General features: G+C 66.6%; 17 protein-coding genes and 2 pseudogenes. 15 read left to right on the top strand and 4 right to left on the bottom strand.

Going from position 1 to position 15,618, the window contains the following annotated elements; translation table 11 throughout:
* Nucleotides 1-175 precede the first annotated feature (175 nt).
* From G4G31_RS02875 to G4G31_RS02810, 15 genes and pseudogenes are all read left to right on the top strand, one after another.
* Nucleotides 176-938 (top strand): annotated as a pseudogene (locus tag G4G31_RS02875) (ThiF family adenylyltransferase).
* Between the two features lie 221 nt (nucleotides 939-1,159).
* Nucleotides 1,160-1,615 (top strand): type II secretion system major pseudopilin GspG, encoded by a 456-nt coding sequence (gene gspG, locus G4G31_RS02870; RefSeq protein WP_182990214.1) that lies wholly within the window; start codon nucleotides 1,160-1,162, stop codon nucleotides 1,613-1,615.
* A gap of 9 nt (nucleotides 1,616-1,624) precedes the next feature.
* Nucleotides 1,625-2,119 (top strand): GspH/FimT family pseudopilin, encoded by a 495-nt coding sequence (locus tag G4G31_RS02865; protein ID WP_182990213.1) that lies wholly within the window; start codon nucleotides 1,625-1,627, stop codon nucleotides 2,117-2,119.
* A 2-nt stretch (nucleotides 2,120-2,121) separates the two neighbouring features.
* Complete coding sequence (gene gspI / locus G4G31_RS02860; protein ID WP_182990212.1) at nucleotides 2,122-2,514, top strand: type II secretion system minor pseudopilin GspI; 393 nt, start codon at nucleotides 2,122-2,124, stop codon at nucleotides 2,512-2,514.
* Nucleotides 2,511-3,116 carry a type II secretion system protein J gene (locus tag G4G31_RS02855; protein ID WP_182990211.1) on the top strand — a complete coding sequence of 202 codons (606 nt, stop codon included), beginning with the start codon at nucleotides 2,511-2,513 and terminating at the stop codon, nucleotides 3,114-3,116. Before gspI ends, G4G31_RS02855 begins: the two co-directional genes overlap by 4 nt.
* Nucleotides 3,116-3,907 carry a type II secretion system minor pseudopilin GspK gene (gene gspK, locus G4G31_RS02850; protein WP_182990210.1) on the top strand — a complete coding sequence of 264 codons (792 nt, stop codon included), beginning with the start codon at nucleotides 3,116-3,118 and terminating at the stop codon, nucleotides 3,905-3,907. Before G4G31_RS02855 ends, gspK begins: the two co-directional genes overlap by 1 nt.
* A gap of 17 nt (nucleotides 3,908-3,924) precedes the next feature.
* The gene (locus G4G31_RS02845; protein ID WP_229425305.1) at nucleotides 3,925-4,278 is read left to right on the top strand and encodes a type II secretion system protein GspK; all 354 of its coding nucleotides are present in this window, start codon (nucleotides 3,925-3,927) and stop codon (nucleotides 4,276-4,278) included.
* A gap of 16 nt (nucleotides 4,279-4,294) precedes the next feature.
* Nucleotides 4,295-5,503, top strand: a complete 1,209-nt coding sequence (gspL, locus tag G4G31_RS02840; protein ID WP_229425304.1) for a type II secretion system protein GspL — start codon at nucleotides 4,295-4,297, stop codon at nucleotides 5,501-5,503.
* Nucleotides 5,500-5,985 (top strand): type II secretion system protein GspM, encoded by a 486-nt coding sequence (gene gspM, locus G4G31_RS02835; protein ID WP_229425303.1) that lies wholly within the window; start codon nucleotides 5,500-5,502, stop codon nucleotides 5,983-5,985. Before gspL ends, gspM begins: the two co-directional genes overlap by 4 nt.
* Nucleotides 5,986-6,108: 123 nt before the next feature.
* Nucleotides 6,109-6,791, top strand: a pseudogene (gene gspN, locus G4G31_RS28825) (type II secretion system protein N).
* On the top strand, nucleotides 6,791-7,657 hold the full coding sequence (locus G4G31_RS27990; protein ID WP_308622057.1) for a secretin N-terminal domain-containing protein: 867 nt from the start codon (nucleotides 6,791-6,793) through the stop codon (nucleotides 7,655-7,657). The pseudogene gspN and the gene G4G31_RS27990 overlap by 1 nt, the downstream one beginning before the upstream one ends.
* Nucleotides 7,639-9,129: a type II secretion system secretin GspD gene (gspD, locus tag G4G31_RS27985; RefSeq protein ID WP_308622189.1), complete on the top strand. Its 1,491-nt coding sequence runs from the start codon at nucleotides 7,639-7,641 to the stop codon at nucleotides 9,127-9,129. Before G4G31_RS27990 ends, gspD begins: the two co-directional genes overlap by 19 nt.
* Before the next feature lie 7 nt (nucleotides 9,130-9,136).
* Entirely contained in the window at nucleotides 9,137-10,558 is a 1,422-nt protein-coding gene (gspE, locus tag G4G31_RS02820) for a type II secretion system ATPase GspE (RefSeq protein ID WP_229425302.1), read from the top strand.
* A gap of 32 nt (nucleotides 10,559-10,590) precedes the next feature.
* A complete protein-coding gene (gene gspF, locus G4G31_RS02815; protein ID WP_182990209.1) occupies nucleotides 10,591-11,811 on the top strand; it encodes a type II secretion system inner membrane protein GspF in 1,221 nt (406 codons plus the stop codon).
* An 11-nt stretch (nucleotides 11,812-11,822) separates the two neighbouring features.
* The gene (locus tag G4G31_RS02810) at nucleotides 11,823-12,542 is read left to right on the top strand and encodes a hypothetical protein (RefSeq protein ID WP_182990208.1); all 720 of its coding nucleotides are present in this window, start codon (nucleotides 11,823-11,825) and stop codon (nucleotides 12,540-12,542) included.
* Between the two features lie 30 nt (nucleotides 12,543-12,572).
* Here the strand turns inward: G4G31_RS02810 and G4G31_RS02805 are convergent, their stop codons facing one another.
* The 4 genes from G4G31_RS02805 to hslV all read right to left on the bottom strand — a co-directional run bounded on the left by G4G31_RS02805 (nucleotide 12,573) and on the right by hslV (nucleotide 15,535).
* The gene (locus G4G31_RS02805; protein WP_182990207.1) at nucleotides 12,573-13,304 is read right to left on the bottom strand and encodes a helix-turn-helix domain-containing protein; all 732 of its coding nucleotides are present in this window, start codon (nucleotides 13,302-13,304) and stop codon (nucleotides 12,573-12,575) included.
* 111 nt (nucleotides 13,305-13,415) lie between these two features.
* A complete protein-coding gene (locus tag G4G31_RS02800) occupies nucleotides 13,416-13,616 on the bottom strand; it encodes a hypothetical protein (protein WP_182990206.1) in 201 nt (66 codons plus the stop codon).
* A gap of 30 nt (nucleotides 13,617-13,646) precedes the next feature.
* Entirely contained in the window at nucleotides 13,647-14,984 is a 1,338-nt protein-coding gene (gene hslU / locus G4G31_RS02795; protein ID WP_182990205.1) for an ATP-dependent protease ATPase subunit HslU, read from the bottom strand.
* Between the two features lie 14 nt (nucleotides 14,985-14,998).
* Nucleotides 14,999-15,535, bottom strand: a complete 537-nt coding sequence (gene hslV / locus G4G31_RS02790; protein ID WP_182990204.1) for an ATP-dependent protease subunit HslV — start codon at nucleotides 15,533-15,535, stop codon at nucleotides 14,999-15,001.
* Nucleotides 15,536-15,618 lie beyond the last annotated feature (83 nt).

Below are 15,618 nucleotides of genomic sequence, written 5' to 3'. Positions count from 1 at the left end.
GTTCTTGCAGCGATACCGCGTCCTTGCAGCGATACCGCGTTCTTGCAGCGATACCGCGTCCTTGCAGCGATACCTTTACCTGCTCACGTTTCCGAGTAAAACCACGCCAACACCGAACGCGCTTACGCGTGGGCACGGAGTGCCCACCCTACGGCCACGGCACTGTTATCCACCCATGAACGACACCCAGCTCCTGCGCTACTCGCGCCACATCCTGCTCGACGACATCGGCATCGAGGGGCAGGCGCGCCTGCTGGCGGCCCACGCCCCGGTCATCGGTGCCGGCGGTTCCTCGGTTCGCCGGCCGCGCTGTACCTGGCGGCAAGCGGCGTCGGCCGCATCACCCTGGTCGACGACGACGCGGTCGACCTCACCAACCTGCAGCGCCAGATCATGCACACGGATGCGCGCATCGGCCAGCCCAAGGTCGAATCCGGCAAGGCGGCACTGCAGGCGCTCAATCCCGAGGTCGAAGTTATTGCACTGCGCGAACGGGCCGGCCCCGCGCGCCTGTTGGAACTGGCACGGGGCGCCTCGGTCGTGCTCGACTGCAGCGACAACTTCGCTACCCGTCACGCGTTGAACCGGGCCTGCGTCGAGGCTCGCGTGCCGCTGGTGGCGGGCGCCGCGATCCGCTTCGACGGGCAGTTATCCGTGTTCGACATGCGCACGGCCGACTGCCCCTGCTATGCCTGCCTGTTCCCCGAGGACAGCGGTTTCGAGGACGCCGCCTGCAGCACGATGGGGTGTTCGCGCCCCTGGTCGGCGTGGTCGGCGCGATGCAGGCGGCCGAGGCGCTGAAGCTGATCATGGGGGTAGGTACGCCGCTGCGCGGGCGCCTGCTGCTGCTCGACGGTCGGGCGATGGAGTGGACCGGGATTGCTGCAGCGCGCAATCCGGACTGCCCTGTCTGCTCGAATAGGGGTGCACACATTTGAGCTGCGATGTAGCGCTGCTCTGCCTTACAATGGCGCACCGCCGCCGGTGGCCGCTGCCGCCAAACGGCCTTATACTATGAGCGCTTAACACAAGCTTCAGAGCAAGGCGCATCGTCGAAGACAGTACACCTGTACGGCGAGACGATGTAACGCAGCTATGGAGGTTTTGTTAGGCGCTCCGCTTGTTCCGATCCACCTGATCCACCTACCCAAGATTGACTATGCACATCGTTTCGCAACGCGCACTTCGCCGCCGTTCCGCGCGCGGCTTCACCCTTGTTGAAATCATGGTTGTCGTGGTCATCATCGGCATCCTGGGCGCGCTGGTCGTACCCAAGCTGCTGGGCCGTGTCGGCGAGTCGCGCGGGGTCGCGGCCAAGACCGACATCGGCAACCTGATGTCGGCGCTCAAGATGTACAAACTGGACAACCAGCGCTATCCGACCACCGAGCAGGGCTTGCAGGCCCTGGTCGAGCGCCCGAGTTCGGGCCCGGCGGCCAACGGCTGGAAGGAAGGCGGCTATATCGACAAGCTGCCGAAGGACCCGTGGGGCCACCCCTACCAGTACCTGCAGCCCGGCATCCACGGCAAGGAGCTCGACATCTTCTCCTACGGTGCCGACGGCCAGGCCGGCGGCCAGGGCGAAGACGCCGACATCGGCTCCTGGCAGGATTAAGCCTCGACCATGACCGCCGTCGCGCCGCTGGCCGCACCTCGCCGCGCCGCCGGCTTCACCCTGGTCGAAATCATGGTGGTGATGGTCATCATCGGCATCACGCTCGGGCTCGTCTCTGTGAACGCGATCCCGAGCCCGCGCCAGGACCTCGTCGATGAAGCCAAGCGCCTGACCCTGCTGCTGCAGCTGGCGCGCGACGAAGCGATCGTGCGCAACCGGCAGGTCGCCTTCGAAGCCACTCCCGAACGCTACAGCTTCCTGGTGCGCGGCGAACAGGGCTGGGAGGCCGTCACCCAGGACGACCTGTTGCGCCAGCGCGCCTTCCGCCATGCACCGATCCGGCTGCTGCTCGATCCGCCCACGGCTGGTACCGGAACCGGTGACATCGTGCGCGTCACCTTCGGCCGCGAACCGGTCGACAAACCCTTCGTCCTGACCCTGGCCAGCGGCGACAACCGCGTGGCGATCCGCGCCGATGGCGTCGGCCATTTCACTGTGGAATAAAGATGCTGTCTCCCTGCCCACGCCTGGCGACAATCCAGGGCTTTACCCTGCTCGAGGTGCTGGTGGCGCTCGTTATCGTCGGCACCGCGCTCGGCGCCGGCCTGCGCGCGGTAGGTAGCCTGGCCTCGAACAGTGCCGGCCTGCGCGCCTCGATGATGGCCACCTGGTCGGCCGAGAACCGGCTCGTGCAAATTCGCCTCGGCAAGGAATTCCCCGAAATCGGCAAGCGCAGCTATGCCTGCCCCCAGGGCGACCTGAAACTGATGTGCCAGGAAGAAGTGCTGGCCAGCCCGAATCCGCAACTGCGCCGGGTCGAGGTATCCGTATTCGACCTCGACCGTCCCGACCGGCGCATTCTCAAGCTGGTCCAGCTGGTCCTGAGGCCGCGTCCATGAAACGGAATCGCGGTTTCACGCTGGTCGAGCTGCTGGTGGCGATCGGCATCCTGGCGATGGTGGCCGTGCTCGGCTGGCGCGGCCTGGACGGCATCGTGCGCGCCCGCGCCGCCCTGACCGATCAAATGGAAATGACGCGCGGCATGCAGCTGGCCTTTGCCCAGATGCAGAGCGACTGCGAACATGCGGCCAGCGCCAGCGTGCTCGGGCGCCGGCCCTTCCTGCTCGGCGAGGACAACCGCCTGACCCTGGTCCGCACCGTCTTCAACGAAAACGAACCGGCGCGGCTGCAGGTGATTGCCTACCGTTTGGTGAACGGCGCCCTGCTGCGGCGAGAATCGATCGCCACCCGCGACCTGCTCCAGCTCGATGCCTTGTGGCAGGCGTCCGTCAGCGACCTCGACACCACCGGTGCCGTCACGCTGCAGCGCAACGTCGAATCGATGGGGGTGCTGGTCTGGCAAAACAACGGCTGGCGCCGGCAAGCCGAGGCGGCGGCGCAGGGCGGCATCGCCCAGCCGATCGGCGGCTTGCAGGTGGTGCTGGCCACGCGCGGCTACCCGCAGCCGCTCACCAAATCCTTCCTGTTGGGGAGCATCTGATGCGACGTGCACCCACCCAGCGGCGCCAGCGCGGCGTCGCCGTCATCACCGCCTTGCTGCTGACCACGCTGGCGATCACGATCGTGGCCAGCCTGTTCTGGCAGCAGCAGGTCGAAGTACGCTCGATGGAAAACCAGCGCCTGAACCTGCAGACGCGCTGGATCCTGCGCGGGGCGCTCGACTGGGCCAGCCTGGTGCTGCGCCAGGATGCTTACGACAATCCACGCTACACCGCCTTGACCGCGGTCTGGGCCACGCCACTGGCTGAAACCCGGCTCGACCAGTACATTGAACGCGAACGGGTCGAAGGAGAAACCTTCGATGCTAGTCTTTCTGGCAACATCTCGGACGCCACCTCGCGTTACAATCTACGTAATTTGGCGCGCGGCACCCGCATTGATGTTGCTCAGTTGCAAATCTTCGAACGCCTGCTGCGCAACCTGCAAATCAATCCGGTGCTGGCTCGTACCACGGCCAACCTGATCGCGGGCAGCCAGCCGGTAGTGGTGCCAGTCGGCCAGGTCGACCCGATCACGGGCCAGGAAGTCGGCGGCCAGGAGCTCGACCCGGGCAGCGGCGGCAATGGCGAAGGCGGCGAGGGCGAAGCCGGTGGCGGCAATGGCGGTGGCAAGGGAGGGGCAGGTCGGCCAGGGCGGCGTGGGGGCGTCGATGGCGGCGGCGGCGCCGACGGCGGCGGCAGCGGCGTGAGCGGGCCCGAGACGCTGGCGGTCACGCGCGAGGGCTCGGTACGCCGATCAAGTTCCTCGAAGTCGAGGATTTGTTGGCAGTAAAAGGATTTACGCCGGACATGCTCGAGCGGTTGCGCCCCTACGTGGTGGTGCTGCCCGAGCGCACGCCGGTGAACGTGAATACGGCGTCGGCCGAGGTGCTGTCGGCGGTAATTCCGAATTATTCGCTGTCGGAAGCGAACGCGCTGCTGGCGCGGCGCCGCAACGTGCCCTGGGACGACATCGGCAAGTTTCAGCAGGAAGTCGGCAACCGCCCGCTGGTGGCCGATTCGGCGAGCGTGCACAGCGACTGGTTCCTGGTGAACAGCCGCATCCGCCTCGACCGCGCCGCCCTGAACGCGCTGTCGCTGATCAAGCGGCAGCCGGGCGTGATCGGCGGCGGCGTGTCGGTGGTCTGGGTTCGTCAAAATTAAAAGAAAGCGAGACGGTTTGACTACACTTTATATCCGGCATCCAGCGCGCGCCGAAGGCGAAGGCGCCCTGTGCCGTTTTGCCGTCGTCAATGACGGCGGCGGCATCGCCCAGCAGGGCGAAGGCCTGCTGCGCAATCTCACCGATGTCGTTGCCGCCAGCCGCCGCGTGGTGTTGCTGCTCGCCGGCGCCGACGTCAACCTGCTGTCGCTGTCGATGCCGCCGCTGGCCGGTGCGCGACTGCGCGCCGCCTTGCCTGGCCTGGTCGAAGAACATGTCCCGGGGCGACCCGGCCGACTGCGTGCTCGTCGCCGGTCCCGTCGCGGCGGACGGCACCCGCCCGGTCGCGGTGGTGCAGCGCGACTGGCTCGAGCCGCTGGTGCGTACGCTGCTGGCCCGGGCGCCCGCGCCGTGGCGGTCGTGCCGGCGCAACTGTGCCTGCCCCTGCAGCCGGGCGGCGTCAGCGCCACGATCGGCGCCGGCGAACTGCTGCTGCGCCAGGGTCCGTATTCCGGCTTCGGCCTGGCGCTCGACGCCAACCCGGCGGTGGCCCTGCAAACCGCCCGCGCGCTGGCCGGCGACGCGCCACTGACGCTGTATGTACCGCACGCGCAGCTCGGCGAATACGGCGTGCTGCTGGCCGAGGCCGGCCCCGGCACCGTGCTCGAAGCCGACGACTGGGCGCACTGGATCGCCGGCGCCAACAGCGCCGGCTTCGACCTGCTGCCGGGCCTGGGCGCGGCCGGCGCGCGCCAGCGCGACTGGCGCCGCTGGCGCGTGCCGATCGCGCTGGCGCTGCTGGGCGTGGTCGTCAACCTGGCCGGCATCAATATCGAATGGCTGCGCCTGCGCGGCGAAGCGAACGCCGTGCGCCAGCAGATGAACCAGACCTTCCAGTCGGTCTACCCGAACACGCCGATGGTCGATCCGGTAGCGCAAATGCGCCAGAACATTGCGCGCGCCCAGGCCGGCAGCGGCCAGATCGGCACCGACGAATTCATCTACCTGGCCGCGGCCCTGGGCGACGCCAGCCGTCAACTGGCGAGCCCGCCCGGCATTACATCAATCGAATACAAGGAACGCGCGCTTAACGTGCGCGTCAAACCAGAGACGGTCGATCCGACCGCGCTCCGGCAACTGCAGGCGGCCCTGTCGGCGCGCAGCCTCACCTTGGAAGCAATTGCGCCCGCCAACTGGCGGATCCGCAGCACGGGAGCTACGCAATGAACCTGGGTAACATTTTCGGCGGTACGCGCGAACGTGCCACGGCTTACTGGATCGCGCGCAGCGAGCAGGAGCGGCGTTATCTCGGCGTCGGTTTTGGCGTCGTCCTGCTGGCGCTGGTGTACATGGGGCTGATCGAGCCGGCGGTCGAGGGCCGTGCCCAGCTGCAGCGTTCGCTTCCCGAGCTGCGCCAGCAGGCCGCGCAGCTGGCGGGCATGGCGCAGGTCGCGCGCGGGCTCGCCGGCCAGCAGCCGGTGCCGGTGACGCCCATGACCGAGGCCAGCCTGAAGGCCAGCCTCGGTGCGCGCAGCATCACGCCGGCCTCGCTCACGCTGACCGGCGAATACGCACGGCTGCAGGTGAACGGCGTGTCGTTTGCGAACCTGGTGGCCTGGCTCGATGCCCAGCGCCGCGAGAACCGCATCGCCGTCCGGAAGGCACCTTCAGCGCCCAGGATCCGGTCGGCAATGTCGACGCCAACCTGACGCTGCGCCAGGGATACCGGGACCGGCGCCCGATGAGGCGCATGCTGGCCTGGCTGGTCCGCCGCCGCGCTGGTGGTGGCGCTGACGGTGCTCGTCTTCCTGCCGGCGACCTGGCTCGGCACGATGGTGGAGCGCCAGACCGGCGGCCGTTTGACTCTGGGGGATGCGCAAGGTACGCTCTGGAACGGCTCAGCCTTTGTGGGCGGCGCGCCGAACGCGGGCGGGGCGGTGACGCCGCTGCTGCCGGGCCGCTTCAGCTGGCGCCTGTCGCCGCTGGTGCTGTTCGGCCGCGTCGACATGAACCTGGAAAATCCGCTGGCGCTGGCACAGCCCGTCCACATCGAAGGCAGCTGGAGCGCGTGGCAGGTGAGCGAGGGCCAGCTGCTGCTGCCGGCCGAGGGGCTCGCCGGCCTGGGCGCGCCACTGAACACGCTGGCGCCTTCGGGCGTGATCCGGCTCTCCGGAACCGGCTCGACCTGGCGCGCGTGCCGAACAGCGTCGCGGTCAACGGGCGCACGGTCCTGTCGATGGCCGACATGGGTTCGCGCATGTCGCCGATCAAGCCGCTGGGCAGCTACGAGATGGCCATGGACTGGCGCGGCCAGCAGGCCGATCTGGTGCTGCGCACGGTGCGTGGCGCGTTGTTGTTGTCGGGAAATGGGACATTGCAGAACGGACGCCTGCGCTTTTCCGGGCAGGCGATGGCCGGCGAAGGATATGAAGAGACCCTGGGCAATTTGCTGAACCTGCTGGGGCAGCGCCGCATGGTGAACGGTAAAAACATAATCGCATTAGAGTTCAGATAATGAAAACAACTTTCCGTAGCACCTACGAATTCCCCACCCTGCGCCGTATTGCCGCCGGCGCCATGCTGTGCTGCGCCGTCGCCACGGCCCTGCCGCCGGCACCGGCATTGGCTCAAAGCCAGGGCGAGGAAAATGCGGCCGCGCTGAGCTTCGTGAATGCCGATATCGAGTCGGTGATCAAGGCCGTCGGCCACTACACGGGCATGACCTTCATCGTCGACCCGCGCGTAAAGGGAACCCTGACGCTCGTGTCGGAAAAATCGCTGACCAAGAGCCAGGCCTTTGGATTGCTGACCTCGGCACTGCGCCTGCAGGGCTTTGCCGTCGTCACCACCGGCGAGGGCTATGCCAAGGTGGTGCCGGAAGCGGAAGCGAAGCTGCAATCCTCGCCGACCCAGGTCGGCAAGCGCGGCACCCGCGTCCAGGGGGACCAGATCGCCACCCAGATCTTCCACCTTTCCTACGAGTCGGCCGCCAACCTGACGGCCGTGCTGCGCCCGCTGATCTCGCCGAACAATTCGATCATGGCCAATCCGGGCAACAACAGCCTGGTGATCACCGACTACGCCGATAACCTGCGCCGCCTGGCGCGCATCATCTCCGCACTCGACGCGCCGGTGGCATCCGACCTCGACGTCGTGCCAATCCGCAACGGCATCGCCAGCGACATCGCGACCCTGGTGTCGCGCATGATGGAACCGGCCGCCGGCGGCGACTCCGGCCGCGTCTCGGTGCTGGCCGATCCGCGTACCAATTCGGTGATCGTGCGCGCGCCGTCGCGGGCACGCGCCAACCTGGCCAAGTCCCTGATCGCCAAGCTCGACCAGGAGACCACCGAAAAGGCAATATCCACGTCGTCTACCTGAAGAACGCCGACGCCAGCCGCGTCGCACAAACCCTGCGCGCCGTCGTGTCGCAGGATGCCTCGGCGGTCCCAACCCAGCAGCAGGGCACCTCGGGCGGTTCGATCCAGGCCGGTGCCCGGGGTGGTGCCGGCGGCGGCAACCTCGGCGGCCAGCAGGGCCAGCAGAGCAGCATCGGCATGGGCGGCACCGGCAACACCTTCAGCCAGCAGAGCCAGGCAACGGCCGGTGGCGCCGGCGGCGGCCAGGGTTCCGGCTTCATCCAGGCCGACGCTTCCACCAATAGCCTGATCATCACGGCGCCGGACGCCATCTACCGTAACCTGCGCGGCGTCATCGACCAGCTCGACGTGCGCCGTGCCCAGGTCTATATCGAGGCGCTGGTGGTCGAGATGAATTCGCAGAAAGCCTCCGAATTCGGCGTCCAGTGGCTGGGCCTGTCGGGCGACGACACCAGCCGCTACCGCGTGGGTGGCTTGCAGTCCTTCAATTCGGGCAAGGCGAATAACCTGATCAACCTGGCGGCCGCCGCGCGCGCCGGGCTCGGCACCACCACCACGCCGCCTTCGTTGCCAGGCTTTACGCTCGGTATCTTCAAGCAGATCAATGGCCAGCTCGGCCTGGGCGCGGTTGCCAGTGCCCTTGAAAACGAGGGCGCCGCCAACATCTTGTCCACACCGAACATGATCACCCTCGATAACGAGTTGGCGACGATCAAGGTGGGCCAGAACATCCCGATCATCACCGGTTCCTTCACGACCGGCAGCAGCGGCGCAGGCAACCCGTTCCAGACCGTCGACCGCAAGGACATCGGCCTGCTGATGAAAGTGCGTCCGCAGATTTCCGAGGGTGGCGTGATCAAGCTGTCGATCTACCACGAGAATTCGGGTATCGACAATTCCGTTGTCCGTTCGGAAGGCATCGTGACCACCGTGCGCGCGATCGAAAGCAATGTCCTGGCAGACGATGGCCAGATCATTGTGCTGGGCGGCCTGATTTCCGATGACGAAAGCCACGACCAGGAAAAAGTGCGTGGCCTGGGCGATATCCCGGTGCTGGGTAACCTGTTCAAGTACCGCAGCCGTGCCCGCAACAAGACCAACCTGATGGTCTTCCTGCGTCCGGTCGTGGTGCGCAGCAAGGAGCAGAACAACAGCATCTCGCTCGACCGCTACGAATACATGCGTGCGCTCGGGACGACGACCCGTCCGCAAGACGACACTCTCCTGATGCGCAACCTGGGCGCGCCGGAGCTGCCGCCGCTGACGAACGGCCAGCCGCCTGCCGGCGGCACCCTGGCCACCATGCCGCCGCCGGCTCCGGTAGCGGCCCGTCCCGGCGCCGCTACCGGCCCCGGCACGAGCCAGCCGAACCGCGCTGGGCAACCTGTACAGCAAAACCAGGCGCCCGGGTCTCAGCCCAGCACTCAGACTACCCCTGAGTTCCGGCCCGCGACCCCGCCGAACCAGAAGTGACGACACCATGACGAACCTGTTGCCTTACGCTTTCGCCCGCGACCATGGGGTGCTGGCGCGCGCCGGCGACGACCCGGCGCAAAGCGTCGAAGTGCTGGTCTCCAGCGCAACGCCGCCGGCGGTCATCGCCGAGGTGTCGCGCCGCTTTGGGCGCATCCAGTTGCGCCGCCTCGACCGCGGCGAGCTCGACGATGCGATCGCCGCCGCCTACGCGTCGGCCGGCGGCGACGCCAACCAGGTCGCCGACGAATTCGATGCCGAGCTCGACCTGACGCGCCTGCTGCAGGACGTGCCGGCCATCGAAGACCTGCTCGAATCCTCCGACGATGCGCCGGTGATCCGCATGATCAACGCCCTGCTCACGCAGTCGCTGCGCGAAGGGGCCTCGGACATCCACATCGAACCGTTCGAGCAAACCTCGGTCGTGCGTTTCCGCATCGACGGCGCGCTGCGCGACATCGTGCGCCCGAGGAAGGGCATCCACGCCTCGCTCATTTCCCGTATCAAGATCATGTCGCAGCTCGACATCGCGGAAAAACGCCTGCCGCAGGATGGCCGCATCACCCTGCGCGTGGGCGGCAAACCGGTCGACGTGCGCGTCTCCACTTTGCCGACCGGCCACGGCGAACGCGCCGTGCTGCGTCTGCTCGACAAGGAAGCCGGGCGCCTCGACCTGTCGCACCTGGGCATGGCCCCGACGCTGCTGCCACAATTCGACAAATTGATCAACCAGCCGCACGGCATCGTGCTCGTCACCGGGCCGACCGGCTCCGGCAAGACGACGACCCTGTACGCCGCGCTGTCGCGCCTGAACGCCTCGACCACCAACATCATGACGGTGGAAGACCCGATCGAATACGACCTGAACGGCGTCGGCCAGACGCAGGTGAACGCGCGTATCGACATGACCTTCGCGAAAGCCCTGCGCGCCATCCTGCGCCAGGATCCGGACGTCATCATGATCGGCGAGATCCGCGACCTGGAAACGGCGCAGATCGCCGTACAGGCCTCGCTCACCGGCCACCTGGTGCTGGCGACCCTGCACACCAACGATGCCGCTGCCGCCGTTACCCGCCTGCTCGACATGGGGATCGAACCCTTCCTGCTGTCGTCCTCGCTGCTGGGTGTGATGGCGCAGCGCCTCGTGCGCAAACTCTGCTCGCAATGTAAAAAGAGCGACGGCAAGGAATGGCATGCGGTCGGCTGCGAGCGTTGCGGCCATACCGGCTACCACGGCCGCGTCGGTGTCTACGAGCTGCTCGAAACAAACGAACACATCCGCGCCCAGATCCACAACCAGGCATCCGAGGCGGAAATCCGCGAGGCGGCCCAGAAGAGCGGCATGAAGACCATGCGCGAGGATGGCGAACGCTGGCTGCTCGACGGCACCACCACGCGCGCGGAACTCTTGCGCGTGACCAAGGACTGAGCGATGGGAACCAATAAGTGAGGACTCACTAAGTGCCGGCATTTCGCTACGAAGCCGTCGATACGGGCGGCGCCACGCGCAAGGGCGTGGTCAACGCCGACAGCCCGCGCGCCGCGCGCGCCGACCTGCGCGTGCAGGGCCTCACGCCGCTCAATGTCGAGGCCATTGCCGCCCAGGTCGACGCCAGCGGCGCCACCCGCGCGCGCGGCTTCGGCGAGCGCCTCTCGACAGTCGAGCTGGCGCTGTTCACCCGCCAGCTGGCCAGCCTGCTGGAAGCGGGCCTGCCGCTCGAGCAGGCGTTCACGGCGCTGCTGGAACAGGCCGAGCGCCCCTATGTGCGCGACCTGATCGCCTCGATCCGCTCGGAAGTCATGGGCGGTATCTCGTTCTCCGACGCGCTCTCGCACCATCCGCGCGACTTCGACCAGATCTACCGCGGCCTGGTCTCGTCCGGCGAACAGATCGGCCAGCTGGCGCGCGTGCTGTCGCGCCTGGCGGACTATATCGAACGGCGCAACTCGCTGGTGCAGAAAGTGCGGCTGGCGTTTACCTATCCGGCGATCGTCACCGTGGTGGCTTTCGCGATCGTGATCTTCCTGCTCACCTACGTGGTGCCGCAAATCGTTTCGGTGTTCGCCAACACCAAGCAGAAGCTGCCGCTGCTGACCGTCATGATGCTGGCCATATCGGACTTCCTCAAGGACTGGGGCCTGCTGCTGGGCGCCATCCTGATTGCCGCCTGGTTTGCCTGGCGCCGGGCCCTGCAGAACCCGGTACTCAAGCGGCGCTGGCATACCTGGCTGCTGAACGCGCCCGTCTACGGCAAGTTCGAGCGCAGCCTGAACACGGCGCGTTTCGCCAGCACGCTGGCCATCACCACCGGCTCGGGCGTGCCGATCCTGCGCGCGCTCGACACCAGCCGCGATACCCTGTCGAACGTCGCCATGCGCGAACTGGTCGAACAGGCAACCGGCAGCGTGCGCGAAGGCGTCAGCCTGGCGCGTGCCCTGTCCGCGCAAAAACATTTCCCGCCGATGCTGGTCCACATGATCCGCGCCGGCGAAATCACCGGCGAACTGCCGGCCATGCTCGAGCGCGCGGCCAATTCCCAGCAGGCCGACCTCGAGCGGCGCACGCTGACCATTGCCGGCCTGCTCGAACCGGTCCTGATCCTGGCGATGGGCCTGGTCGTGCTGCTGATCGTGCTGGCGGTGCTGATGCCGATCATTGAAATCAACCAGCTGGTGCGCTAACAAGGAACACGATGAAGCGTTTGCCTCTCCTTTTGACCCTGCTTGCCATGATCTTCCTGGTGGTGTCGGCCACCTACTGGGTCATGCAGCTCTACACGCACCAGAAGCACGACATGGCGCCGGTGCCGATGGCCAGCCTGCCGGATCCTTCACCTGACGCGGCCGCTACCCTGTTCGGCGGCCAGGCGGTGACGGCGGTCGCCAGCAACTACCAGTTGACCGGCATTGTCGCCGCCGGACGCGACAGCGTCGCCATCCCGGTGGCCGAGGGCCAGCCGCCGAAAGCCCTGAAGGTCGGGCGCGAACTGGCGCCGGGCATCAGCGTCAGCGAAGTCCACCCGCGCTACGTGATGCTGTCCGAAGGCGGCGTGATGCGCCGCGTCGACCTGGTAGCCGATACCCGTCCCGCCATTGCGCTCTCGGGCGGCGCCGCGGCGATGCCGATGCAGGCCACGCCCGCCGCGCCGGCGCCGATGCCGCCACAGATGGGACGCCCGACCGTGGCGCCGGCCGGCGCGCTGCCGACCACCGAACCGCAAACGTCGCCCGGCGCCGTCCAGCCGGCCCCGCCGCCGGGTGAAGTCAATCCGGTGGTGCCGCAAGGCCGGGGAACCGCCGCCCGAAGGCCCGCCGTCGGACGTGCAGCCCCACCGCCACCGAACCAGCCGCAGATGCCGCCGCCGACCCGTTCGATCGGCAGCCCGGTGAGCGACCAGCCGGTGTCGCAGTAAGCCTTATCTTCTCGCCGCGGCCGGCGGCGTTCAGCGGCGCAAGGCCGTGAACGCCGCAAACTCCCGTGAACGGAATCCCACCAACAAGGTCATGCCCTCGCGCTCTTCGGGCGGCAAGCGCCGGTCATGGCGATGCAGGCGCGTCAGTTCGGCGGTGAGCTGGACGATCTTCTGCTGCAGCTCGGCCGCGCTGGCCGGCGACAGCCGCGCCGGCAAACACATCAAGGTCTCGCCGGGCCCGTCGAAGCGGCCGGTAAAATAATCGGGCACGATGTGCTCGCGAAAATAATGCTGCACCGGTCCGTCCGGCAGCCAGTGGAAGGCGTTCGACACGCGCAGCGTATAGCGGTTCAGCGGACGCAGTTCGATCACGCCGAGCCGGTCGAGCTCGGCCAGGCAGCCGATGCACTCGGCTTCGCTCAGGCGATAGGTCTCGACAATCTGTTCCAGGCTCCAGTAACCGAGGCAGCAGATCGCCACCAGCAACAGGCGGGGCTTGGCAACGAGCGATGTTTCCTGGGGCAGGGTCAACGCATCGGTCTGGGGCCGGACGTCAGCCGCGCGGCGCAACACGTCGTCAAAAGCGATTCCTGCCGCCTGGCAGATCTGTGCCAGGCGCGACAGCGGCATGTCCTTCTGGCCGAACAGGCGCTTGACGCTCGACTCGCTCATGTCGATGCGCTCGGCCAGGGTTTTATAGGTGAGATTGGCGGCGCGCAGTTCGGCGCGCAGCACGTCGATGATCTGCTCGGGCGAGCTCATGGGTTTCCTGTACTTGTGGCAACAATGCGCTGCCAATGTACAGGCGAATGGGGAGACGGGCAAGGTGCTGCTGCCCGGGTAGGGAAGGGCGGCCGGGGCCGCCCCGTGGGATCAGTCGTCTTCGGGCACCAGCGGCGCCTTCTTGAGCTGGCGCTTGGCAGCCTGCCGTTCGGTCGAAAGCGGCTTGGCGTGCGGACCGGCAGACCGGGCCTTGGCCAACGCCGCCAGCGGGTTGCGTGGTTTACTCAGCTGTTGAGGCGGTTGAACACGCAGCATCATCTTTTGCTGCCTGGCGAGTGCCTTGTTTGCCATACCTTTCTCCTTGGGATGCCGGGCCGCGCCTTACAACACGTAGCGCGACAGGTCCTCGTTCGCCGACAGCACGTCGAGTCGCTCATTGACATAGGCCCCGTCGATCGTGATCGCCTTGTCCTGAGTATCGCTTGCCGTGAACGAGATCTCTTCGAGCAGCTTTTCCATCACCGTGTAGAGGCGCCGTGCGCCGATATTCTCGGTGCGCTCGTTCACGGCAAAGGCGATCTCGGCCAGGCGGTGGATGCCGTCCTCGGAGAAGGTCAACTGCACGTCTTCGGTCGCCAGCAGGGCCTCGTACTGCGTCGTCAGGCAGGCATCGGTACTGGTCAGGATGCGTTTGAAATCGTCGATCGACAGCGACTCGAGCTCGACCCGGATCGGGAAGCGGCCCTGCAGTTCGGGAATCAGGTCCGACGGTTTAGCCAGGTGAAACGCGCCCGAGGCGATGAACAGGATGTGGTCGGTCTTGATCATGCCGTACTTCGTGTTTACGGTGGTGCCTTCGACCAGCGGCAGCAGGTCGCGCTGCACGCCCGCGCGCGAGACGTCGGCGCTGCCGTGCTCCGAGCGCGAGGCGATCTTGTCGATCTCGTCGAGGAACACGATGCCGTTGTTCTCGACGTTGTGGATCGCCTTCTGCTTCATCTCGTCTTCATTGATGAGGCGCGCCGCTTCTTCCTCGGCCAGCACCTTCATTGCATCCTTGATCTTCATCTTGCGCGCCTTCTTGCGCGCGCCGCCGACGCCGGCGAACATCGACTTGATCTGTTCCGTCATTTCTTCCATGCCGGGCGGGGCCATGATTTCCATCTGCGGCGGGGCGTCAAGCACTTCGATCTCGACCTCGCGGTCGTCGAGCGAACCTTCGCGCAGGCGCTTGCGGAAGGTCTGGCGCGTGCTGTCGCCTTCTTTCGCTTCCGCCGCGGCGCTGACATTGAAGCCGAAGTCGCGTGCCGGCGGCACCAGGATGTCGATGATGCGGTCTTCGGCCGCGTCCTCGGCATGCTGGCGCACCTTCTTCATTTCGCTCGCGCGCGTCTGCTTCACGCCGATGTCGATCAGGTCGCGGATGATGGTGTCGACATCGCGGCCGACATAGCCGACCTCGGTGAACTTGGTCGCCTCGATCTTGATGAAGGGAGCGTCGGCGAGTTTCGCCAGGCGCCGCGCGATTTCCGTCTTGCCGACACCGGTCGGGCCGATCATGAGGATGTTTTTCGGCGTGATCTCGTGGCGCAGCGGTTCGGCCACCTGCTGGCGGCGCCAGCGGTTGCGCAGGGCGATGGCGACGGCGCGCTTGGCCTTGCCCTGGCCAACGACGTGCTTGTCCAGTTCCGAGACAATTTCGAGGGGAGTCATGTTCATGGTGTGCGCGCCGGTCAGTCCAGCGTTTCGATGATGTGGGACAGGTTCGTGTAGATGCACAGCTCGCCTGCGATGGTGAGTGCCTTCTTGACGACCTCGGCAGGGGGCAGGTCCGTGTTTTCCTGCAAGGCCTTGGCGGCCGACTGGGCATAGATGCCGCCCGAGCCGATCGCGCCGATGCCGTCCTCGGGCTCGAGCACGTCGCCATTGCCGGTGATGATCAGGGTGCTTTCCTTGTCGGCCACCAGCAGCATGGCCTCGAGTTTGCGCAGCATGCGGTCGGTACGCCAGTCCTTGGCCAGCTCCACCGAGGAACGCAGCAGGTTGCCCTGGTGTTTTTCCAGTTTCGCCTCGAAGCGGTCGAGCAGGGTAAACGCGTCGGCGGTGGCGCCGGCGAAGCCGCACAGGACCTTGCCCTGGTAGAGCTTGCGCACCTTGCGCGCCGAGCCCTTCATGACGACGTTGCCCAGTGTGACCTGGCCGTCTCCGCCCAAGGCGACCTTCTCGCCGCGGCGTACGCTCACAATGGTGGTGCCGTGAAATTGTTCCATATCTGCCTCATGATTAACTAGCCCCCCGCAAGTGGGGGTGTTGTATGAAATTGCAAGACAGGATGAGTTACGGGCGCCGCCGC

Origin of the sequence: Massilia sp. Se16.2.3 (assembly GCF_014171595.1) — a bacterium.
Taxonomy (GTDB): Bacteria; Pseudomonadota; Gammaproteobacteria; order Burkholderiales; family Burkholderiaceae_D; genus Telluria.
The sequence above is the reverse complement of the archived record's forward strand: the minus strand, read 5'-3'. Positions and strand labels throughout refer to the sequence as shown.

What these genes read in the sequence shown, in the direction of transcription:
- hslV (WP_182990204.1), bottom strand. Translation starts at nt 15,535, where the DNA reads ATGGAACAATTTCACGGCACCACCATTGTGAGCGTACGCCGCGGCGAG.
- gspK (WP_182990210.1), top strand. Translation starts at nt 3,116, where the DNA reads ATGCGACGTGCACCCACCCAGCGGCGCCAGCGCGGCGTCGCCGTCATC.
- gspE (WP_229425302.1), top strand. Translation starts at nt 9,137, where the DNA reads ATGACGAACCTGTTGCCTTACGCTTTCGCCCGCGACCATGGGGTGCTG.
- G4G31_RS27990 (WP_308622057.1), top strand. Translation starts at nt 6,791, where the DNA reads ATGAAAACAACTTTCCGTAGCACCTACGAATTCCCCACCCTGCGCCGT.
- G4G31_RS02810 (WP_182990208.1), top strand. Translation starts at nt 11,823, where the DNA reads ATGAAGCGTTTGCCTCTCCTTTTGACCCTGCTTGCCATGATCTTCCTG.
- gspI (WP_182990212.1), top strand. Translation starts at nt 2,122, where the DNA reads ATGCTGTCTCCCTGCCCACGCCTGGCGACAATCCAGGGCTTTACCCTG.
- gspG (WP_182990214.1), top strand. Translation starts at nt 1,160, where the DNA reads ATGCACATCGTTTCGCAACGCGCACTTCGCCGCCGTTCCGCGCGCGGC.
- G4G31_RS02855 (WP_182990211.1), top strand. Translation starts at nt 2,511, where the DNA reads ATGAAACGGAATCGCGGTTTCACGCTGGTCGAGCTGCTGGTGGCGATC.
- G4G31_RS02805 (WP_182990207.1), bottom strand. Translation starts at nt 13,304, where the DNA reads ATGAGCTCGCCCGAGCAGATCATCGACGTGCTGCGCGCCGAACTGCGC.
- G4G31_RS02845 (WP_229425305.1), top strand. Translation starts at nt 3,925, where the DNA reads ATGCTCGAGCGGTTGCGCCCCTACGTGGTGGTGCTGCCCGAGCGCACG.
- hslU (WP_182990205.1), bottom strand. Translation starts at nt 14,984, where the DNA reads ATGAACATGACTCCCCTCGAAATTGTCTCGGAACTGGACAAGCACGTC.
- G4G31_RS02865 (WP_182990213.1), top strand. Translation starts at nt 1,625, where the DNA reads ATGACCGCCGTCGCGCCGCTGGCCGCACCTCGCCGCGCCGCCGGCTTC.
- G4G31_RS02800 (WP_182990206.1), bottom strand. Translation starts at nt 13,616, where the DNA reads ATGGCAAACAAGGCACTCGCCAGGCAGCAAAAGATGATGCTGCGTGTT.
- gspM (WP_229425303.1), top strand. Translation starts at nt 5,500, where the DNA reads ATGAACCTGGGTAACATTTTCGGCGGTACGCGCGAACGTGCCACGGCT.